Source organism: Finegoldia sp. BIOML-A4, from assembly GCF_009679635.1.
GTDB lineage: Bacteria > Bacillota > Clostridia > Tissierellales > Peptoniphilaceae > Finegoldia > Finegoldia magna.
In genome coordinates this window covers 155107-177439 of sequence record NZ_WKZC01000002.1, presented here as the reverse complement: position 1 = coordinate 177439, position 22333 = coordinate 155107, and the positions used below count along the sequence as shown (strand labels likewise).

Below are 22333 nucleotides of genomic sequence, written 5' to 3'. Positions count from 1 at the left end.
GTAAGAATAATAATAAAAAGGATGATAACATGAAAATACTACACGTAATCGCACAACTTCCGAAGCAAACAGGAAGCGGCGTTTATTTTACAAACGTAATTCAATTTATGCAACAAAATCATGAAAATGCTGCTATATTTGGAATACAAGATAATATCCAATTAAATTTGGATGAAACAATCAAAAAATATCCAGTGGAATTTAAAAGCGAAAAGTTGAACTTCCCAATAGTTGGAATGAGCGATGAAATGCCTTACGATTCCACAAAATACAGCGATATGACACACGATATGATTGAAGATTGGACAAATGAATTCACAAAACAATTGAAAAAAGCAAAGAAAGAATTCCAACCAGACGTAGTCGTATCTCATCATTGTTGGATGCTAAGCAGTCTCGTGTTAGATATTTTCGATGAAACTCCTGTTTTATTACTAAATCATGGAACCGACATCAGACAAACAAACCTCAACCCAGAATTGTTTATGACATGTGTGAATAATCTGAACCGCGCACAAAAAGTCCTAGCATTAAGCAAAAAAGACGTAGAACCAATCTCCGATATATTTGAAATCGACAAAGAAAAAATCGTTGTAACGGGTGGAGGCTATAACAGCGACATATTTTACAGAAGAAAAGAAGACCCACAAAACGACAGAATAAGGCTTTTGTTTGCAGGGAAATTATCACACGCAAAAGGAGTGTACGAACTTTGCAAAGCTTTCAAAAAATTAGAAGAAAAATACGATAATTTGGAACTCACATTAGTGGGAGATGTAGATATAGAAACAAAAGTTGAGTTGTGGGACAACACAGGAAATTCACTCCACTTTGATTTGCACAACACATCTTGTCAGAAAAAACTCTCTAACAAAATGAGAGAATCTGACATCTACATTTTGCCAAGCTATTATGAAGGATTGGGACTTATCGCAATTGAAGCATTGGGTTGTGGAATGAGAGTCGTAGTCACAGAAATAGAAGGACTCATAGAAACATTAGGCGATGAAATAAATAAAAGTAGCGCAATTGAATTTGTCGAAATGCCACGACTCAAATCAATCGATGAACCTTATGATTCAGAAATCGAACCATTTGTTGATAGATTAGCAAAAGGAATTGAACAACAAATAATCAGAATACAAAACAAAGAACCAATACCAGAAAAAATTCACGAATTAGTATTAAAACATTCTTGGGATCACATAATGCTTGAAATTGAGAATGAGTTAATGGAGATTGCAAATTTACAATAGAATATAAAATTTACTGAATGCAGCTTTTAATTTATTAAGAGCTGTTTTTGTGTATATAAGATTGCTAAAAGTAACGTATAAAATTTTAGCTAGCTCAATATTATGTGTTTGAAGATATTGATAAGCACGAAACTTTTTTTAAAATTAATTTGATAACAAATATCATTGAAAAGAAATTGAGATTATAGTAAAATAAAAAAAGTTCTTTAGATGATAAAGAATATCATTATTAATTTAATAGGAGGTTCGTATGAACAAAAAGAAGATTATTTTTTCTTTGGTTTTTGTATTTGCTTTGATTTTTGGATTAAATATTAATTCCAAAGCAGCGGATGACAAATATACAGCGGAGGATTTTGAGATTGTGGGAGATACTGTATACGGTTTTTCAAAAAGCGGAGTGCAAAAGCTAAAAAGAAATCGAAATGTAGTACTGCCATCAAAAAGCAAAGAAAATGTAGATTTGAAAAAAATAGCAAGTTTTGCTTTTGTCTACAATAAGAGCAGTGCGATTGACGAGTATACTCAAAGAGAAGGCGAAAATGGAGAGGTTAACAACTTAGATGTTGATGGAAACGAAATTAAAAAGCTTGGAGAAGATTTCCATCAATTAGACATAGAATCTGTAGAGATTCCTGAAGGATATACTTATATTGGGCAAGATGCTTTTGAAGAAAATAGTAATATTAAAAGCGTTAATTTACCAAAGACCATCACTAAAATTAGTGATTATGCATTTGCACATCTAAGTTTAAAGACTATAAAATTACCGGATAATTTGGAATTTTTGGGAGAACAAGTATTTTTTGATAACCAAATAGAAGGCAAACTTATTTTACCTAAAAATTTAACAAATTTAGGAGAAAGATCTTTTAAATCTAATCAAATTACAGAATTAGAATTTAATTGTGAAAAATTGGAAATTATAAAAGAACAAGCTTTTCAAGATAATAAAATTAAGCAAGTGAAACTTCCAGATAGTGTGAAAAAAATTGAGATTGATGCATTTAGTGGAAATTCTGGCGATGAAAACTACGCGATGAAAGTTGTGCTTTTCTCAAATGGAAATGTGGACAACAAGGATTCTTCTTCTATTGTAAACCCGACAGAAGAAGATAAGACAACTTCAGTAGATGTGGATAGTTCAAAATGGGATGAAAAAGATTTTGTATTTGATAAAGGCAAGGTTCTAGGATTTTCTGGTATCGGCAAATTAAAAGTTCGTGAAAATAAAAATCTTGTAATTCCTGAAAAGAATGGGAAATATGTTGTTGATGAAATTGGAGATGATGCTTTTCGAAATGTGGATTTTGAAAATAGTAGTTTGAATAAGTACGATTTACAAAGCGTAAAGCTTCCGAAAACTGTGAAAAAAATCGGGAAATTTGCATTTCAGTCTAATTATTTGACAGAATTTGAAGCACCTGAGGCTCTAAAAATAATTGGAGACGGAGCATTCATGAATAACAAGATAGAAATGCTTGAATTAGGCGAAAATACTGAAATAATTGGAAGTAGTGCGTTTCATATTAATAAATTATTTGCAATAGTGATTTATCCAAATGTTAGAGAAATTGGAAATTCAGCTTTTAGAAATAACGATGCACAAAATGTAATGTTTATGGGCGATAAAGTTGAAAAAATAGGAGAAATGGCTTTTTGTAATAACAAAATATCTGAGTTGGATTTGAGTTTATTAACAAAATTAAAAGAAATATCTGTTCAAACTTTTTACAAAAATAGCATTACAAAGGTTACAATGCCCGAAAATTTGGAAAGTGTAAAAGAAGAAGCATTCAGATACAATAATTTAAAAGAGATTGAATTTTCGAATAAAATCAAAGAAATAAAATTTAACGCATTTGACGATAACAAAGTTGAGGATAACCACAAAAAAGTTTTAGTTAAAATAAAAGGAAAAACATTAGCTGATGGAAACAATTTTGTTGTTAATCCTGAAGAAACTACGAAAAACAAAGATGATTTGAAAAAAGTTTTGGATGAATTAAATAAGTTAAATTTAACACAACTTAGAGATGATACTCAAAAGCAATTCAAAGATATGAAGGCTGAATGTGAAAAGCTGTTAAAACAAGACAAATTATCTGAGGGTGCGAAGTTAAAGTACATCCATGATACTCAGTTTTTTATAAATCGCTATAAGTTAGACTCATTAATTAAAAAAGGAGAATTAACGATTAAAAATCATCCAGAAAATTCTGGGATTTTGAAAGATAAACTTGAATACGCAAAAAAATCTTATAATAATTCTGCCGTTGTGGATAATAAATTAACTCGTTTAACAAAAGAATTACAAAATCTTATTAATATTGTTGAAAACAAAGGGAACATGGTAAATTCAATTATGAAGCAAGGTCATTTTGAACTTAAAACGCCACTTCCGATTCCATCTTATCATATTGGAATGAATGTGTATTTTGACAAAAACGGCAAAATCTTGTATGTGTTAGACATGTCTTACACTATTGGAAAAGGACAAAAAGACGAATACGGAAATGAGATTTTGAATGTTGATGAAGATAATGATGGTTATCATATGTTGGCTTTGGAGACTTTGGATGATTATGAAGGTCTAAATTACTCAGATATTTTGAAATCAAATGTAGATAGTCTTGGAAAAATCAGAAAAGTTGATGATAGAGCAAAATACCATAGGGAAGGAATTTTCAATGCAATAAAAGATGCTTGCAAAGATTTTGAAAAGGAAAATCCTACAAAACCAGGTGATAACCCAGGAACAACACCAGATCAATCTGGTACAGTAACAACAACTCCAAGCGTACCTGGAACAACAACTCCAAGCACACCAGCTGAACAACAAAAAACTACAACAAGAGTAGCAGGAGCTGACAGAATTCAAACATCAGTAGAAGTATCCAAGAAATACTACAACACAGCTGAAACAGTAATCGTAGCAAACTACGAACAATTCGCAGACAGCTTATCAGCATCAGCATTATCAAAAGCATTAAAAGCACCAATCTTGCTAGTTAAAAAAGATCAATTAGATTCAGTAGTAGCACAAGAAATCAAGAGATTAGGAGCTAAAAATGTAGTTGTAATAGGTGGAGAAAAATCAGTAGATAAGACAAAAGAAAGCCTATCTAAATACAACCTACAAACAATAGCTGGATCTGACAGATACGAAACAAGTGCTAAGATTGCACAAGAAATCATCAAACGTACAGGAACTAAACAAGCAGTCATCGCAAGTGGTGAAACATTCGCTGACGCATTAACAGTAGCACCACTCGCAAACAAACACAACATGCCAATACTACTTGTACAACAAAACAACATACCAAAAGCAACACAAGAAGTATTGAAACAAATCGACAAAGTAATAATTGTAGGAGGAGAAAAAACAATCTCCAAAGAAGTAGAAAACAAACTTCCAAACCCTACAAGAATTGCAGGAGCAAACCGTTACGAAACAGCAAAGAAAATCTACGAATACGACTTCAAAGACAGAAAAGAAGTTAACATCGCAAACGGAACAAACTTTGCAGACAGCTTAGTAATAGGCTTCATTAATTGCCCAATATTATTAACAGAAGCAAATGAAATTCCAAAAGCAACAAAACAAGCTTTTGAAGAAGCAAAATTTGAAAAAGTTAATGTATTTGGCGGAGAAAACTCAATAAGTGAATCAGTTGTAAAAGAATTGATCAAATAAACTAAACGCAGCACATAAAAATAATGTGCTGCGTTTTCACTAAAAAAACAAAAAACATAATCTCTACTAATTTGAACATAATTAGTACACATTCATAGTCTATTATATAAGTATAAACAAAGTAAGTTTAATCTCAAGAAACAATCTCCTCCCTTAATATTGTTTTAACCTTAGATTAAACTGGAGACCACTCAGATGGTCTCTTTTTTATATTAAAATTTTAACCTAAAAAAAGCTAACTCAAACGAGTTAGCTTTTCTTCTATACTTTTATTGTTCTAATGGTTTTGATAAGAATTTGAATCTTTTTTCTACGACTTTGATGTTTGATGGTGTTTTTTGATACAATTCGCCATCTGTATCTGCGACTAATCCTTCAGGGGAGATGAACTTTATTTCTTTTGCTTTGAATGTTTTGACGCCTTCGTTTTGTTCGTTGAAATCAAAGCTGTTTGATTGTCCGAACATTGCTTTGAATGCTCCGATGTTTGATTGCTCAACAACAAACACATTCAACACTCCATCGCTTGGGCTGATGTCGGAGATTGGAACTTCAACACCTCCTGAGTATAATCCATTAGCGACAAATACCATAACGGCATTTCCTTTTATCGTTTCGCCGTCGAGTTCCATTTCATAATCAAATGAATTGTCTTGTGTTAATGTTTCAAAAATTTTTGGAATATATGTCAATACACCGAATGTTGATTTGTCAGCTTCTTGCATTTTTTGTGCGTTTTCGGATGCCATTCCTACTGTCCAGAAATTCAGAGCGATTTTGTCGTCATTTAATATACAGTCGTATTCTTTGACTTCTGAATCTAACAAATTCTCACTTGCCTCTACTGGATTTGCTCCGATGTTGACAGTTTTTGAAAAATCGTTGAATGATCCTCCTGGAATAATTCCTATAACAGGATCCATATCGTAATCATATAATCCGTTGATGACTTCGTTTATTGTTCCGTCGCCGCCAACTACGATTACCAAATCAAAATCTTTTAATTCTTCACATTTTTTGTAGAAATCACCTTGTTCTTCGCTTTGGAAAAACACTGTTTCATTTGATAATTTTAATATATTAGGACTACATTTGCCTAATACTTCAAATATATCTTGTTGTCCTGAATTATCGTGATACATAACGATAGATTTTTTGAATTTATTCATTAAATCCTCCTAAAAATTTTACGATTTGTACAATTATCATTATTATAGGTTGGTGAATTAAATAAATCATCAAACTTTTTTTGCCCATCTTAGATAATACATTCTCTCTTACATTTAATTTTATATCTAAAAAGTCTCCTGCGCAATATCCAACCAAATACATAAAATACCAAGGTAGTAATGGGAAATAGTCGCCACTGTAGAACTTATCGTTGTAGAATCCCACGAAACTAAACAGATTGGTACTTATATCCATTGGATGAGAGCTTATTTTGTAAGTTAGAATGAACATTACAAACGATAGGACACACAATATTTTTTTGTTAAGGGTTAATTTGTCGACAAAAATCGTTATGAATGATGCCAAGCACAACAGATGAATTATTCCAAAAACTATGAAAAACTCATTTGCGAAGAAATACGTCGTAACGCTCAAAATCATAGCCACGATAAAAAGCGTGATGGTGTGTTTCTTGTGATTGCGAGATAAATTGAAGCAATAGCCCGATATCAAAATGAAGCTTATGCAGATGAATCTCTCCCAAATCAAGCCTGGGGTGTTTTCAAACCATTCAATTTTGAAATTTTCCATGTAGACCAAATCGAATAGCAAATGGTAGATTACCATGTTGACAATTGCAAATCCCCTTAACGTATCGATCAAATTATTTCTTTTCATCATATCATTGGCGAGAATACTTTTAGTATTACGGAAAGTATTTTTCTTGATAGGTTTTGGTTTTCCAATTGTCTTGAAAATATTTCTTGTGATTGTGATTGCATTTCCAAGAAATCTTCCTTTAAATCGGAAATAATGTGTGAATCGTAGTACATCGCTCCGTTTTCAAAATGCAGATACAATGATCTAAAATCAAGATTGATTGAGCCAATTACGCAACGTTTGTCATCTGTAACACAACTTTTTGCGTGCAAAAATCCTGGCGAATATTCGAAAATTCTAACGCCCGCTTCTAAAAGAGTTTTGTAGTATGTTCTTGTAACCATATACACCAATTTTTTGTCGGGAATTCCAGGGGTCATGATTCTAACATCGACACCGCTTAACGCCGCATCTCTTAGGGAATCAATCATATCATCGGAAGGAATCAAATACGGAGTTGTAATGTAGAAATAATTTCTGGAACGAGACACCAATTGCATGTACGCACCCTTTCCAACAGGAACATCGTCTAATGGAGAATCCGTATAAGGTTGGCAATAGCCTTCGTTTTCGGAAACATTTGGCACAGTTTTTTCGAAATAATAATCGTAGTCAAGCTCATTGTCATCGTACAATTCCCAAATTGACAAAAACATTATCGTAAATGACCACACACCATCACCTGTAACTCTGATTCCTGTGTCCTTCCAATATCCGAATTTTTGGATTTTGTTCATGTACTCATCTGCCAAATTAAATCCGCCAGTGTATGCTATTTTTCCATCTATAACGACGATTTTTCTATGGTCTCTATTGTTGTGACGCGGCATTGGTAGAACTCGAATCGGATTGAAAACTTGAACTTTGATACCTTTTTTTTCTAGCTTGTTGTAATATCTACGCGAAAGTTTCGTCATGCAGCCGAAATCGTCGTACAAAATCCTGACGTCGACTCCCTCTTTTACTTTTTGTTCCAAAACTTCCAGAATATTATTAAACATATAACCTTCTTCGATAATGAAAAACTCCAAGAAAATATAATCCTTTGCGTTTTTCAAATCTTCCATCAAATACTCGAAGAAAACCTCGCCGTTTTTTAAATATTTCGAACTTGTTTTAGAAAATACAGGAGCGTGAGCTGTTGTGTTTATGTAAGTTGCGATTGACTTGGAGTCACCCTCCAGTTCGTCAATTACATTACCATTCGACAAAATATGGTTGTTAAACGATGAACTTATCGTATCCATTCGTCTTTGTTGTGCACGAACGAATCTGTTTCTTCTGAAAAACAAATAGAACACCGCTCCAAACAACGGGAATATCCATATAGGAATGAGCCATCCTAGTTTGAAACTCGGATTTACATCGGTGTTGACCACCATTATAGTAAAAGCGAAGGATATTATAATGTTTAATGTGTAGACATACACAAAATTTCTTTGAAAACTTAAAATCAAATAAACTAATAGTGAAATTTGAATTATAAATACAATTGCCAAAAGCATTATTCTACTAGTTAAAAATTTGAATAATTTTTTCATTTGCACCTCCACAAATATTTTTAAATTTACTTAATTATAACACAAAACCCCGGCAAACTTTGAAAATCAATTCAAAATCGCCAGGGTTTATTTTTAAAATATTATACCAATTTTACTCTGTGATATACTTTTTTACCTTTTTTTATAATAAGTTCATCGTCGTTAAAATCGTGAATTGTTACAATTCTTTTTGGATCAGATTCCTTCTTGTCATTAACAGAAATTCCGTTTTGAGTTACAAGTCTACGTGCTTCACTGTTTGATTGAGTAAGTCCTGTCATTGTCAACAAATTCAACAAACCAATTCCATTTTCAAAATCCAAAGCCTTCATTTCAGTTGTTGGCATATTTTCGTCAACAGCATTTGAATTGAACAATGCGTTGGCTGTTTGACGAGCTTCTTCTGCTTTTTCTTCTCCGTGAACTAATTTGCACACTTCATATGCCAAAACTTCCTTAGCTTTATTGATGTCACTTCCTTCTAAGCTACCAAGTCTCTTGCATTCTTCAGTTGGCAAGAATGTCAACATCAATAAGAATTTTTCCACATCTCTGTCGTCTACATTTCTCATGTATTGGAACAAATCGTAAGGAGTTGTTTTGTTTTCGTCCAACCACACGGCACCTTTTTGTGATTTACCCATTTTCACACCGTCAGCAGTAGTTAAAAGTTTGAAAGTCATAGCGTAAACTTTGTCGTTTTCTAATTTTCTAACCAAATCGTATCCGCCCAAAATATTAGACCATTGATCAGAACCGCCCATTTGTAATTTACAACCGTATTTTCTGTACAATACCAAATAGTCGTATGATTGCATCAACATATAACTAAATTCAAAAAATGTTAGACCTTTTTTCATTCTGTTCTTGTAACTTTCCAAAGTCAACATTTGATTTACAGAAAAATGAACGCCAATTTCCCTCATGAAATCCAAGAAATTCAAATTCAACAACCAATTTTTGTTGTTTTCAATATAAGCCTTGTCTTCACCAAAATCGATAAATCTAGTCATTTGAGAATAAAATCTTCTGGCGTTTTCGTCGATAACTTCCTTAGTCATAATACTTCTCATATCGTTACGACCAGAAGGATCACCAATCATTGTAGTCCCGCCACCTAAAAGGCAAATAGGAATGTGACCGTGAGCTTGCATTCTCATCATAACCATAAGTTGAATAAAATGGCCAATAGTCAAACTATCTGCAGTCGCATCAAATCCAATGTAAAATGGAACTCTTTCTTTTCCGAGTAAATCCTTCAATTCATCTTCGTATGTAGCTTGTTCAAAATATCCACGCGCTACCAATTCGTCATACACATTTTCATGTTCAAATTCGTAATTAATCATAAACTCCTCCTATAAAATAAAAAAACTCTTGACACGAAAGGGCGAATCTACGCGGTACCACCTTTCTAATCAAAAGCTTATGTTCCATGCAAAGTATGAAACTACCTTGAAAACTCATGTGTTGTAATTCCCGAATAATCGGTACTGGTCACAATCATAATTTTCTATTGAGTTATTAAAATTTTATACTAGAATCTAATTCTAGTCAATAGCAAAATGGTTTTTTTATAATTTCGTAGCCAAATGATTGATAAGCACATCAATAGCAACCTTGTTCTTGCCACCTTTTGGCACAATCAAATCGGCAAATTTCTTACTAGGTTCCACGAAAAGCTCGTGCATAGGCTTTACAGTTTCCATATATTGAGTCAAAATCGATTCAATAGTTCTTTCACGTTCCACAACATCTCTTGTAATTCTTCTTTTGAGTCTGACATCTCCGTCGCAGTCGACGAAAACTTTCATATCCATCAAATTGCGAAGCTCTTCATTTTCCAAAACCAAAATTCCTTCTACAATCACAATTGGCTTTGGGAATTTTTTCAAAGTATCAGAACTTCTAGTGTGAATTGTAAAATCGTAAGTTGGAATGTCGATTTCTTCATTATTTATAATTTTTTTAACGTGATCAATCAACAAATTTGTTTCAAAAGCTTGAGGATGATCGTAATTCAAACACGCACGTTCTTCCATTGTCAAATCATCATGAGCAAAGTAATAATTGTCGTGTTCAATAATTTCTATTTTATCTTCAAAATGTTTTTTCAAAGTCTTCACGATTTCAGTCTTACCTGAAGCACTTCCACCTGCGACTCCCACAATATACGGTTTCATATTAGCCTCCTAGTTATTAGTTAATTTTAATATAAATTTTACAATTTTTCAAGGCTGTGAATTAGGATAACCTTTTAATGATTTGTAGAATAAAATTATAAATTGTGCTAAAATAATATTGATATGTTTTATTTTGTAAATTTTATTGCAAACTTTACAAAAAATTCAAGCAAATCACAATTACGGAAAATGTTTTAACAAAAGGAGATTTGAAATGTCAAAAAACACCAAACTTATTATTTACTCGTTGATTTACATATTGTTCATGATAATCATCAGATACACATTGTCTCATGCGCATGGATTTTTGATTGACCATTGCTTGATGATATTCTTGGCTATCGCAGCATTACTTGGATATTTTCATGGATTTATTTTCAAATTCAATTTCACAATTGTATTCGTAGCGATATTCATGATGCTTTTCATAGGGCAAATGACACCTCCATCAAGAGGATTCATCGAATACTCATTTATCGACTTTTATTACGTGTCGGCGTCGACGATTTTTATGTTAGTAGCAGACATTGCAGGTTCCATCAGAAAAACTCACTTGATTCAAAAAGAGATTTTCTTGGAACAATTAGAAAAAGAAAAAAAGGCGAAATTATTTAAATCGTAATCAATTAAACCATCAAGTGTTTTGCTTGATGGTTTTTGAAATTTTGGTGCAAATTGCTTTAATGTGGAAAAATAAATAAAATAATGTTAAAATATAGATTATAGTTTATTAAAAGAGAAGGAAGAGAATGAATATACTACAAAAATTATCAGAAGAATTAGACATAAAATATGATAACGTTGTTAAGACGGTTGAATTATTAGATGAGGGAAACACAATTCCTTTTATAGCCAGATACAGAAAAGAAATCACTGGGAATTTGACTGACGAAACGTTGAGACAATTAAACGATAGGCTTACATATTTGAGAAACTTGCAAGAAAGAAAAGACGACATCACACGTCTTATCGATGAACAAGGAAAACTCACAGAAGATTTGAAAAAACAAATCGACGAAGCGACTATTTTGACAGAATTAGAAGATATTTATCTTCCATTTAAGCCTAAGAAGAGAACTCGTGGATCAATCGCAGCTGAATTGGGATTACAACCTGTGGCTGATATGATAATGGAGAAAACTCACTCTTTATCTGAGATTGAGAAAAAAGCCTCAGAATTTGTCAACGGAGAAGAAATCAAAACAGTTGATGATGCTATTAGTAAAAGTTTGGATATCATTGCTGAATTCGTATCAGAACAAAAAATATTCAGAGATATAGTTCGTAATTCGTTCATAACAGATGGGGTTATGAAAACTGAAGAAAAAAACGAAGACGAATCCGGCACATACAAGATGTACTACGATTATTCAGAAAAAGTAAAAGATGTCAAAGCACACAGAGTTCTTGCGGTATTTAGAGGAGAAAAAGAAGGGTTCTTGAAAGTTTCGTTCATTTTAAATGACGATTACAATATTTTCAAAATTATGAGAAAAATCGCAAGAACAAATGATTTTGAAACTTATGATTTGATTGAAAAAGCTGTCAAAGACAGTTACAAGAGATTAATCGTTCCATCAATCGAAACAGAAGTGCGTCAAAGCATGAAAGAAATGGCAGATGACGAATCAATCGGCGTATTCAAAAGCAATTTGAAACCGTATTTGATGCAACCACCTATAAAAGAAACTGCGATTATTGGACTTGACCCGGGATTTAGAACTGGTTGCAAAGTTGCTGTAATTTCTGAATACGGAGATTTCTTGGATAGTGCTGTAATTTATGTAACTGATGCAAGAAAACAAATCCAAAGAGCAGATGAAACTTTGAAGGAATTTATCGACAAATACAACGTCAAACTAATCGCAATCGGTAACGGAACAGCTTCTCGTGAAACAGAAAAGTACGTATCTGATTTGTTAGCGCAAATCGACGATGAAATCTTTTACGCAATCGTAAACGAAGCGGGAGCTAGTATTTACTCCGCATCCAAGCTTGCAATCGAAGAATTCCCTGATTTGGATGTAACAATCAGAGGAGCAATCTCCATAGCACGTCGTATCCAAGACCCACTTGCAGAATTGGTAAAAATCTCTCCACAATCAATCGGAGTCGGCCAATATCAACACGACGTCAACCAAAAGAAATTGAAATCATCACTTGAAGAAGTAGTGGAAGATTGCGTAAACACAGTTGGTGTCAACATCAACACAGCAAGCTCTGCGCTTTTGAATTACGTATCTGGAATTACGAAAACAACTGCGAAAAATATCGTGGATTACAAAATAGAAAACGGACCATTCACTAATCGTCAAGAAATATTGAAAGTAAAAGGAATTGGACCAAAAGCATTCGTACAATGCGCGGGATTTTTGAGAATACCTGAAAGCGAAGAAATATTGGATAACACAGAAGTTCACCCAGAAAGCTATGAAATCGCAAAACAAATCATGAAATACGATTTGAACGATATCAATGTGAAAAAACTGTCAGAGGAATTGGAAGTGGGAGAACCTACTTTGCGTGATATAATCGAAGAACTCAAAAAACCAGGCAGAGATCCACGTGACGAAATGCCAAAACCAGTTCTAAGACAAGACGTATTGTCAATCGACGATTTGGAAGAAGGAATGATAGTCACAGGAACAGTCAGAAACGTCGTGGACTTCGGAGCATTCATAGACATCGGAATAAAAGAAGATGGACTTTGCCACATATCCAAAATGAGCGATTCGTACATCAAAAACCCAAGAGAAGTGTGCGAAGTAAGTGACACCGTAAAAGTAAAAATAATTGGAATAGATAAAGAAAGAGGATTGGTTTCCTTGTCGATGAAATTATAAAATGGGCGCTATTATAGCGCTTATTTTTATGAGGTGAGTTATGAATACAAAATACGTTATAAAAAATGCAGCTGTTAGTCCGGATGATTACAACGAATTGCGTGAAAAATCTGGTATAGGAAATAAAAAATCGAAGGAGAATGCGAAGGTTGCTATTGAAAATTCTCTTTTCATTACATCGATTTATGATGGGGATAAGTTGATTGCGATGGCAAGGGTTGTTGGAGATGGGGCAATTAGTCTTGTGGTTACTGATGTTATGGTGGATTCAGAATATCAGAAAAATGGTTTGGGAAGAGTTTTAATGAATGAGGTTAGCAAATACTTGGACGAAAATTACGATGAAGATGCGTATATTATTTTGCTTGCGAACACTCCTTATGATGCATTTTACGAAAAATTTCATTTCAAACAATTTCCTAACAAGAAGGGTATGCTAAGAGTTTTGTAAATTTTAAATTAAATATTTTATCAACACGAAATTTTTGTTCATATTTTTAACGAAAAATGATTTATTAATTAGTCGTATTATGATAAAATTTATTCAACGCGAAAAGTATTTCGTAAAATTTATAGGAGGAATTTATGAAATCTAAATCTAAGATGAGCTATAACTTGTCGGTAATTTTACTAATTCCGCTTGGTATAGCTATCAATTTTGTTGGTGCAAATTTGACTGCAGCATTAAAATTGCCGGTTTATTTGGATGTTATAGGAACTGTGTTCACAGGCGTGTTGTGTGGTCCTTGGATTGGTTTTCTTACAGGTGTTGTCACAAATATCGTGACCTCTGTTACTAATCCAACGCAACTACCATACATGATTGTAAGTGGTGCGATTGGTTTGGTTGCAGGGATTTGTGGAAAGAAGGCAATGTTCAAGACTCCAGCAAAAACATTTGTAGTAGCAGTTATTATTTGGCTTGTGGCAATGGTTACATCTGCGCCAATTACTGTTTTGGTCTTCGGTGGTGTTACTGGGGCGAGTGGTTCAAGTGCAATCACGACGTTTTTGGTTGCAACAGGAAAAGGATTATGGGAATCTGTTATAGGTTCAACTGTGCTTACAGAAACTTTGGATAAGTTTTTGACTTCGTTTGCAGTTTATTTCCTTATAAAATCCATCCCTAACAGAAATTTGTTGAGATATCCTAATGGAATTCAATACATAAAAGAAAAGAAGAACAAATACGTGAGAGGTGCAAAATGATATCTAAAATTTTCCCAACAACAAAACTTTTTATGGTCATAGTTACAGTTATTATTTCGTTGGTGTTGCCATGGCAGTTTGCGTATCTTTTCGTACTTCCATTAAGCTTGATATTAGCTTTGTTGGATAATAAATTCAAACAATACGTGAAAAAATTGTGGATAGTTTTGTTATTAGTATTATTAATAATGTTTTTGTTCCAATTATTCTTGGACAAATCAACAGAACACGTGTATTTGAATTTAGGATTTATGAGAGTGACACTTAACGGAATATTAAATGGTTTGGAACAAACAAAATTCATTCTAACGCTTATAACATTGTTCTTATTATTCTTTGAAACAACGGACATTGAAGATTTGATGATAGCTCTTCAACAAAAAAGAGTAAGTCACGTTACAAGTTACGTTATCATGGCGACAATGACTATGATTCCAGAAATGATTAAGAAAAGTTCCAAAATCATAAAAGCACAACAAGCGCGTGGGATTGAAACAACAGGCTCCATTAAAAACAGAGCGAAGGCGTTCTTCCCGTCACTTGGACCTTTGATTATATCCTCACTTTCAGAAATTGATGAAAAGACAATTACACTAGAAGCACGTGGATTTGCATCTGAAAATGAAAAAACATGTCTCAAGGAAATCAAGAAAACAACTACGGACAGAATTATTTTTTACGTTTTCATTGCATTGGTTGTGTTGGCATTGGTGTGGAGGTTTAAATAATGATAGAACTTAAAAATGTTTCGTTCAAATATGAACTTCAAGAAGAAAAAACGATAAAAAACTTGGATTTGTACGTTAAACAAGGAGAATTTGTGGGGATTATTGGCAAAAATGGTTCCGGCAAGACGACTTTGTGCAATATTATAAGAGGAATAATTCCTGACTTCGTTCAAGGAACAATCACAGGAAGTATTTCTATCGACAATAAAAACATCAACGATATCGAACGAGGAGAAATGGCGGAATTAGTCGGATTTGTATTCCAAAATCCTTTCAGCCAAATCTCTGGAATCAAGAAAACTGTATTCGAAGAAATAGCCTATGGACTCGAAAACTTGGGAGTTCCAAGAGAAGAAATCAGACAAAGAGTAACTGATGTTATTAAATTGCTTAAAATAGAAGATTTGCAAGATAAAAATCCGAATGAATTGTCTGGTGGTCAATCGCAAAGAGTAGCGATAGCATCAATCATCGTAATGAATCCAAAAGTATTGATATTTGATGAGCCTACAAGTCAGCTTGACCCACTGGGAACTGAAGAAATCTTCGATATTTTGAAACTTTTAAAATCACAAAACAAAACTATAATATTGGTTGAACACAAGATTGATTTGATAGCAGAATACGCCGATAGAGTTGTGGTAATGGACGATGGAGAAATTATCTTCAACGGTGAGACTCACGAAGTTTTATCAAACGACAAAATCGAGCAGCACAATGTATCTATGCCTATAGTTTCAAAACTTGCATACAAATTAAATGAAGAAAAGCCAGGATTTTTCAAAAACATCCCTATAACTTTAGATGAATGCAAGAAAGAATTGGAGGAAAACTAATGAGCAAATTAGAATTTAAAAATGTAAGCTTTACTTATCCTAACGGATTCAAAGCGATTAATGATTTGAATTTGGTCGTGAATTCTTCAGAAAAAGTTGCAATTGTAGGACAAAATGGAGCCGGCAAATCGACTTGTGCAAAACTAATGAACGGGCTATTGAGACCTAATTTTGGGGAAATTTTGTTAGATGGAAATAACACAAAAGATATGACCACAGCGCAAATATCCAGAAAAGTAGGCTACGTATTCCAAAATCCAAACGATCAAATCTTCAACTCCACAGTTTACGATGAAGTCGCTTTTTCGTTGAGAGCATTGAAAGTCGACGAAGATGAAATGGATCGACGTGTCAGACAAGCTTGTGAAATCTGTGAACTTTCAGAGTATTTGGACGACCATCCTTATGATTTGCCATTTAGTACTAGAAAATTTATCACGATAGCAATTACAATCGCGAATGACTGCGACATTTTCATATTTGACGAACCGACAGCAGGACAAGATGCATATTCTATGAGTTGCTTGAAAAGAGTCATCGATCATTTGCACGATTTGAACAAAACAATCATAACGATAACTCACGATATGGAATTCGTCGTTGAAAACTTCGACAGAGTTGTAGTAATGTCCAACAAAGAAATCATCAAAGATGCTGATAAGAAGGAAGTTTTTGATGAAGATGAAATCCTACAAAAAGCATACATCCAACCACCTGTTGTAAAAAGACTTTGCAACTCAATTAATTTAAACGAAAAATTATTGTCGGTGGATGATTTTGTAGATTACATCAAAAATTTTGGAGATGCTAATGATTAATTGTATATTGGATTTTGATCCGGGAGTTGATGATGCAGCAGCTTTATTTGCAATTAAAAATTCGAAAAATTTAAAGCTGTTGGCACTTTCTTCAGTAAACGGAAACGTATCAATAGAACACACAACAAGAAACATGCAATGCTTGGCAAAATTATTGGATATAAATGTTCCTATGGGAAAAGGACAAGAAGTACCACTTGTAAGAGAGCCTTATTTCGCATCAGCTCATGGAAATGATGGAATTGCAGGATTAAGAGATATGATAGAATCAGAAGATTTAGGAGAACTTTCAAGCGAAAATTCCGTTACAATGATGCACGAAATCATTCAAAAATCGACTGAAAAAATCACAATCATCGCAGTAGGACCACTTACAAACATTGCACTGCTGCTAAGAACTTTTCCGGAAGACAAGGAAAAAATCGAACAAATCAGCATCATGGGTGGATCCATCACAAGAGGTAACGTCACAAGTCTAAGCGAATTTAATTTCTTTGTCGATCCAGAAGCAGCGAAAATTGTATTTGAAAGCGGCGTTAAAATCATAATGGCAGGACTAAATGTAACACAAAAAGCTAGTATACCTGATGAACAAATTCAATTTTTGGATAAAATTGAAACAAAAACAGCCAAATTTGCACACAAAATATTGAAATACTACACGTCAAACGATGCAGGAATTCACGACCCTTGCTCAGTAATCGTATTGGATAACCCAGAAGTTTTCGAAACGGAAGACATGTATATTAAAATTGACACCCAAAACGATGAAACAAGAGGAATGAGCTACAGAGATTTGATTAAAGAAGAAAATGGTGAATTCAACTGCAAAGTGATTACAGAAATTGACATCGATAAATTCAGAGAAATATTGATGCAAGCTCTAACAGAATAAAACTTACTCCGGGGTAATTTCTCGGAGTTTTTTGTTTATGAAAGAAAATTTCCCAAGAAATTATTGCATTTAAAACTCAATATGCTACTATAGAAATAGTAGTGTGTGTTATAAACAATTTAAATATAAAAAAATACAAAACGCTACTTTAAAAAACAAATTTTGTTATAATTCAAGCTAAAATTCAAAAGGAGATGAATAACGATGAATAACAAGATTTTTAAAAAAGCGCTCGCCGAAAGAAGAGATAAATCTTCTAGCAGAAGACCTAGATATGCTCTTAGAAAACTTAGCATTGGGGTAGTGTCTTGTATAATTGGATACGCATTTTTGATTGGTGGGAACGTTTCATTTGCAGAAACTGACACACATCCTAGTGATCAAATCGAAGAAATTTTTGAAAAATCAGAAATTTCAGAAGAAAAAATCGCAGATAACACTTCAAATATTTCTGATGAAAAAACTGAAATAAAAGAAATTGATATTACTTCTTATAGTTCCGAAGAAAAATCAAATTCTACTGAAAACTTTGAAGAAAAACAAGAAATTCCCGGACATAATGCACAATTTACAATTGTTTTCGATGCTAATGGTGGAAAATTTGACACAGAAAATAATACATTGACTGTAAATTCTGGAGATAATGCGATATTTTCTGAAATTCCATCTTTTTATGGAAAAATATTTGTAGGTTGGGCAAGTAGTCCCGATGCTACTGAAGCACAAAAAGATATTTTGCAAAACATATCTTCGAACAAAACTGTGTATGCTGTGTGGAAAGTTGATAAAACAACAACTGCTAAAACTGAACAAAAACCAATTGTGACTTCAGAAAAACCAGAAGATGTTTCTGATTATGTGAGTCTCAATTTTAATGCGACATCTTTCACTGAAGATGATGGAACTTTGCATTATGGAAAATTATTAAATGAAAAAAATGAAGAAGTTGAAACTAACAATGAAATAGAAGGCGTGAAAACAAGGACTTATTGGGTGCTTAAATCTGCCACTTGGAAAGACATAAAAGATTTTACTGATAAAGAAGGGAAAAATGTTTATCAAAATCTGACAGCTAGTAGTGGAGATGAAAAGCACCAATTTTTAGGTTGGGCGGATAGTTCTAGCTTGGATACTGTAGTAAATCTTGCAAATAAATTTGAAGATACATCTGTGATTGGAGAAAATCCTAATGACAGATTGAATTTCTACGCGAAGTATAAGACGAATGATGTGATTTATTACGGAAAAACTGATACTTCAAATCCAACCTACGATTCTGACGGATACAAGATTAATCTGAATAGTGACTACAACAAGGTAACTTTTAAATTGAAAGATGAAAAAATAGGAAAAGTCTATTTGAAAGAAGAGCAAAAAGATTTACTGGGAAAAGATGTCGTAGCAAATGATGATGGATCCATTGAACTTACAGATGCTAAAATTAACGATAAGGAAATCACTGTCTTCGTTCACAAATCAAAAGCACAATCTACAGGATTTAGAGATATTAAAATTGAAACTGATTCCATCGACAAAAACTATCAATACTGGTATTGGTATAGAGGAGAACTTGATGGTGTAAAAAGAGAGGATGACTGGGAACTTGTTTTTCCGCCTAGCTTAAATGGGATAAAAAATCCTGAGGAAGTTTGTTTTGTGCCACTTTTTGTTACAAACGGTCAGGATGTTACAGAATTTAAAAGTAAGCCAGCCCCTCCTAAAATGCCTTTAGTTGGTAAAAATAGCACAAGAACTAGATTTGAACTTGTAACTTTGAAAAAAGAAGAGCAAATAGATGATATTTTGAGAAAAGATGGAAAGTCATATTTCGATAGAACTTACGTGGTTTTCAGAGAATATAAAGCAGATTTTATTTTCGAAAAACATCCACCAGAAAATTCAGGACCTGTTTTACCAAAGCTAAAAGAAGAATTCAAGAACAATTACACAAATCCACATTGGTATGACAATCAAAAACGCAAATATAGTTATTACGATAATGTTGATTTGTCAAATGAAATAATTTACAAATCCAAAATCTATACAGCTAAAGCCACAAGAATCCCAGTTATTCACGAAATTAATGAAGCTTCTGAAATTATTCAAGGAACAGCTGAAACAGGGGGAGTAGTTAATTTGTACGTGGATGGAAAATACAGTGGGGAAGCTGTAGTCGATAGTAAAGGGCGATGGAAGTTCAATCAAACAGACAGATTCAGCCTAAAAGAAGGTAGCGAGATTGAAATAAAATACTCATCCTACAAAAGGACACTTCCAGCTAGTGATAAAATCATTGTAAAAAAAGCAGCTGACAATATCAAATTTAATCCTATTTATACAGGCAGCTTTGCAAATCCAGGAGAAAAAGCAACAGTTAGCGCACCGAAATTTATTAATGAATTAAACAAATCTGAACTTGTAGATAATTCTGTTGTGAAAAAGTTCGAACTTATAGAAAACACAATTGAAGGTGTTTCTATTGACAAAAAAACAGGAGAAATAACTTACAATACGAAAGAATCAGATGCAGATAAGACGATAGATTTGAATGTAAAAGTTACTTATTTGGATGATACAACAGAAAATGTAAACACAACTATAAAAATCAATCCACTTTCTGACATTATTAGTCGTGAAGAAAATCCTAGCGCACAAATTCCTGACGGTTATGTAAGAGTTAGAATTATTGCAGGAGAGGGTGTCAGATTAAAGGAAATAGAAAAAATCTACGATATCAAAAAAGGATTGAGTTTGAGTGATGCTTTATATCCAGAAGTGGAAATAAATCCTGAAAACATAAACGACTACAAAGAGCCAATAAGTTGGACAATAAGTCCAGGAGAAGCAATAGAAAATTCTGTTGAAATAGTTGCAAATGCAACAAAAACACAAGCATTTGCAAATAATCCTGAAGGAAAAGAAATAAAAATCCTCGAAGGAGAAGCGATAGAAGCTGAAAAACTAATAGATAATCTACAAAATTTGCCAGCAAACACAACCTTTGAATTTAAAGAAAAACCTGACACAAAAACAGCGGGAACAATATATGCGACAATAATCGTAAAGTATTCTGACGGATCAATCGACGAAGTGCAATCTACCATTATCGTTCAAAAACAAGCAGCCATCATCACACCGATACTAGAAGTAGAAGCGATCGATGAAATAGTGGAATTCGGCAAAATATACGACTTGACTGATAATATCAAAAACTTGCCAGAAAAAGCAACAGTCGAAGACATCACAGAAAAAGGTACGATTGATACAAAAACTTCTGGAAATTACATCGGTAAAGTCAAAGTAACATTCGAAAATGGCGAGGCAAGAATTGTGAGAGTAAAAGTCGTTGTAAACAAATCACTTGCAGAAGTTAATGAGCCAGTTGGAAAAGAAATAAAAATCCTAGAAGGAGAAACGATAGATGCTGAAAAACTAATAGATAATCTACAAAATTTGCCAGCAAACACAACCTTTGAATTTAAAGAAAAACCTGACACAAAAACAGCGGGAACAATAGATGTGACAATAATCGTAAAATATTCTGACGTATCAATCGACGAAGTAAAATCTACCATTATCGTTCAAAAACAAGCAGCCATCATCACACCAATACTAGAAGTAGAAGCGATCGATGAAATAGTGGAATTCGGCAAAATATACGACTTGACTGATAATATCAAAAACTTGCCAGAAAAAGCAACAGTCGAAGACATCACAGAAAAAGGTGCGATTGATACAAAAACTTCTGGAAATTATATCGGTAAAGTCAAAGTAACATTCGAAAATGGCGAGGCAAGAATTGTGAGAGTAAAAGTCGTTGTAAACAAATCACTTGCAGAAAAATTTGTGCCTGAAGTAAAAGTAATTGAAGTTGAATCGGAAGAATTATCGACAGAAGTTCTAGGATCTGCGATTGTAAATTTTCCACGAGATTCTAAAATTGAAATCAAATCTAAATCTGAAGGAAAAGTATTGGTAACCATAAAATTTTCAGATGGATCAGAAAGAGATATCGAAATTTCTTATAAGATAAAAGAAATTAAGACAGATGTTGAAAATCCTGAAACAAATGATGATGAGGGGAAAAATACAGAAGAAAAAAAACCAGATAAAAAACTAAATCAAGAAGATAAGGATAATGAAGAAAATACAGAAAAAAATATAGATACGATAAAACCTACTGAAGAAAAATTTGAAAAAAAACCTCAAACGAGTCATCAAACCTCAAAAACGTCTGAAAAATCATCAAAAAGACCAGAAAAATTGATACCAGATAAAAAATTCGAATCTAATTCAAAAACAACAAAGGATAAAAAATTAGTAGAAATAAAAGATGGCTTGGATAACGGAGATATATCGCACAATAAAGAAAAAGTAAAAAAATCCAACCCTAAATCACAATTGCCGAAAGCAGGAACAAGCGTAGAAATTACTAACCTAACACTTGCATCTCTTTTCTACACAATAGGTGCGTATTTTACAAAAAAGAAAAGATAA

Annotated in this window: 16 protein-coding genes; 11 read left to right on the top strand and 5 right to left on the bottom strand. The window is 33.2% G+C overall.

What is annotated here, in order from left to right:
• The first annotated feature begins 29 nt into the window (after positions 1–29).
• Both GKG01_RS03185 and GKG01_RS03180 read left to right on the top strand, forming a co-directional pair.
• Positions 30–1256: a glycosyltransferase family 4 protein gene (locus GKG01_RS03185; protein ID WP_154271475.1), complete on the top strand. Its 1227-nt coding sequence runs from the start codon at positions 30–32 to the stop codon at positions 1254–1256.
• A gap of 250 nt (positions 1257–1506) precedes the next feature.
• Positions 1507–4953 (top strand): leucine-rich repeat protein, encoded by a 3447-nt coding sequence (locus tag GKG01_RS03180; RefSeq protein WP_154271473.1) that lies wholly within the window; start codon positions 1507–1509, stop codon positions 4951–4953.
• Positions 4954–5222: 269 nt separating this feature from the next.
• On the opposite strand, the gene GKG01_RS03175 is transcribed toward GKG01_RS03180, so the two are convergent.
• The 5 genes from GKG01_RS03175 to udk all read right to left on the bottom strand — a co-directional run bounded on the left by GKG01_RS03175 (position 5223) and on the right by udk (position 10507).
• Complete coding sequence (locus GKG01_RS03175) at positions 5223–6122, bottom strand: diacylglycerol kinase family protein (RefSeq protein ID WP_154271471.1); 900 nt, start codon at positions 6120–6122, stop codon at positions 5223–5225.
• On the bottom strand, positions 6115–6786 hold the full coding sequence (locus GKG01_RS03170) for a heparan-alpha-glucosaminide N-acetyltransferase (RefSeq protein WP_241684732.1): 672 nt from the start codon (positions 6784–6786) through the stop codon (positions 6115–6117). Before GKG01_RS03170 ends, GKG01_RS03175 begins: the two co-directional genes overlap by 8 nt.
• A gap of 14 nt (positions 6787–6800) precedes the next feature.
• Entirely contained in the window at positions 6801–8324 is a 1524-nt protein-coding gene (gene cls, locus GKG01_RS03165; protein WP_154271467.1) for a cardiolipin synthase, read from the bottom strand.
• Between the two features lie 101 nt (positions 8325–8425).
• Entirely contained in the window at positions 8426–9673 is a 1248-nt protein-coding gene (gene tyrS, locus GKG01_RS03160; RefSeq protein ID WP_154271465.1) for a tyrosine--tRNA ligase, read from the bottom strand.
• A gap of 225 nt (positions 9674–9898) precedes the next feature.
• Complete coding sequence (gene udk / locus GKG01_RS03155) at positions 9899–10507, bottom strand: uridine kinase (RefSeq protein WP_094204364.1); 609 nt, start codon at positions 10505–10507, stop codon at positions 9899–9901.
• A gap of 214 nt (positions 10508–10721) precedes the next feature.
• Between udk and GKG01_RS03150 the strand changes: the two genes are divergently transcribed.
• From GKG01_RS03150 to GKG01_RS03110, 9 genes are all read left to right on the top strand, one after another.
• Positions 10722–11129, top strand: a complete 408-nt coding sequence (locus GKG01_RS03150; protein WP_094204363.1) for a hypothetical protein — start codon at positions 10722–10724, stop codon at positions 11127–11129.
• Between the two features lie 127 nt (positions 11130–11256).
• Entirely contained in the window at positions 11257–13350 is a 2094-nt protein-coding gene (locus tag GKG01_RS03145) for a Tex family protein (RefSeq protein WP_154271463.1), read from the top strand.
• A 40-nt stretch (positions 13351–13390) separates the two neighbouring features.
• Complete coding sequence (locus GKG01_RS03140) at positions 13391–13801, top strand: GNAT family N-acetyltransferase (protein ID WP_154271461.1); 411 nt, start codon at positions 13391–13393, stop codon at positions 13799–13801.
• Positions 13802–13935: 134 nt separating this feature from the next.
• A complete protein-coding gene (locus tag GKG01_RS03135) occupies positions 13936–14559 on the top strand; it encodes an ECF transporter S component (protein WP_154271459.1) in 624 nt (207 codons plus the stop codon).
• Positions 14556–15287 carry an energy-coupling factor transporter transmembrane component T gene (locus tag GKG01_RS03130; protein WP_154271457.1) on the top strand — a complete coding sequence of 244 codons (732 nt, stop codon included), beginning with the start codon at positions 14556–14558 and terminating at the stop codon, positions 15285–15287. The genes GKG01_RS03135 and GKG01_RS03130 overlap by 4 nt, the downstream gene beginning before the upstream one ends.
• Entirely contained in the window at positions 15287–16123 is an 837-nt protein-coding gene (locus GKG01_RS03125; protein ID WP_094207614.1) for an ABC transporter ATP-binding protein, read from the top strand. Before GKG01_RS03130 ends, GKG01_RS03125 begins: the two co-directional genes overlap by 1 nt.
• A complete protein-coding gene (locus GKG01_RS03120) occupies positions 16123–16941 on the top strand; it encodes an ABC transporter ATP-binding protein (RefSeq protein WP_154271455.1) in 819 nt (272 codons plus the stop codon). Before GKG01_RS03125 ends, GKG01_RS03120 begins: the two co-directional genes overlap by 1 nt.
• The gene (locus GKG01_RS03115) at positions 16934–17836 is read left to right on the top strand and encodes a nucleoside hydrolase (RefSeq protein ID WP_154271453.1); all 903 of its coding nucleotides are present in this window, start codon (positions 16934–16936) and stop codon (positions 17834–17836) included. The genes GKG01_RS03120 and GKG01_RS03115 overlap by 8 nt, the downstream gene beginning before the upstream one ends.
• 204 nt (positions 17837–18040) lie before the next feature.
• Entirely contained in the window at positions 18041–22333 is a 4293-nt protein-coding gene (locus GKG01_RS03110; RefSeq protein WP_154271451.1) for a Rib/alpha-like domain-containing protein, read from the top strand.

Excerpts from the sequence above, each read along its gene's own strand:
- GKG01_RS03185 (WP_154271475.1), top strand. The coding sequence starts at position 30 with ATGAAAATACTACACGTAATCGCACAACTTCCGAAGCAAACAGGAAGC.
- GKG01_RS03180 (WP_154271473.1), top strand. The coding sequence starts at position 1,507 with ATGAACAAAAAGAAGATTATTTTTTCTTTGGTTTTTGTATTTGCTTTG.
- GKG01_RS03175 (WP_154271471.1), bottom strand. The coding sequence starts at position 6,122 with ATGAATAAATTCAAAAAATCTATCGTTATGTATCACGATAATTCAGGA.
- cls (WP_154271467.1), bottom strand. The coding sequence starts at position 8,324 with ATGAAAAAATTATTCAAATTTTTAACTAGTAGAATAATGCTTTTGGCA.
- tyrS (WP_154271465.1), bottom strand. The coding sequence starts at position 9,673 with ATGATTAATTACGAATTTGAACATGAAAATGTGTATGACGAATTGGTA.
- udk (WP_094204364.1), bottom strand. The coding sequence starts at position 10,507 with ATGAAACCGTATATTGTGGGAGTCGCAGGTGGAAGTGCTTCAGGTAAG.
- GKG01_RS03150 (WP_094204363.1), top strand. The coding sequence starts at position 10,722 with ATGTCAAAAAACACCAAACTTATTATTTACTCGTTGATTTACATATTG.
- GKG01_RS03145 (WP_154271463.1), top strand. The coding sequence starts at position 11,257 with ATGAATATACTACAAAAATTATCAGAAGAATTAGACATAAAATATGAT.
- GKG01_RS03140 (WP_154271461.1), top strand. The coding sequence starts at position 13,391 with ATGAATACAAAATACGTTATAAAAAATGCAGCTGTTAGTCCGGATGAT.
- GKG01_RS03135 (WP_154271459.1), top strand. The coding sequence starts at position 13,936 with ATGAAATCTAAATCTAAGATGAGCTATAACTTGTCGGTAATTTTACTA.
- GKG01_RS03130 (WP_154271457.1), top strand. The coding sequence starts at position 14,556 with ATGATATCTAAAATTTTCCCAACAACAAAACTTTTTATGGTCATAGTT.
- GKG01_RS03125 (WP_094207614.1), top strand. The coding sequence starts at position 15,287 with ATGATAGAACTTAAAAATGTTTCGTTCAAATATGAACTTCAAGAAGAA.
- GKG01_RS03120 (WP_154271455.1), top strand. The coding sequence starts at position 16,123 with ATGAGCAAATTAGAATTTAAAAATGTAAGCTTTACTTATCCTAACGGA.
- GKG01_RS03115 (WP_154271453.1), top strand. The coding sequence starts at position 16,934 with ATGATTAATTGTATATTGGATTTTGATCCGGGAGTTGATGATGCAGCA.
- GKG01_RS03110 (WP_154271451.1), top strand. The coding sequence starts at position 18,041 with ATGAATAACAAGATTTTTAAAAAAGCGCTCGCCGAAAGAAGAGATAAA.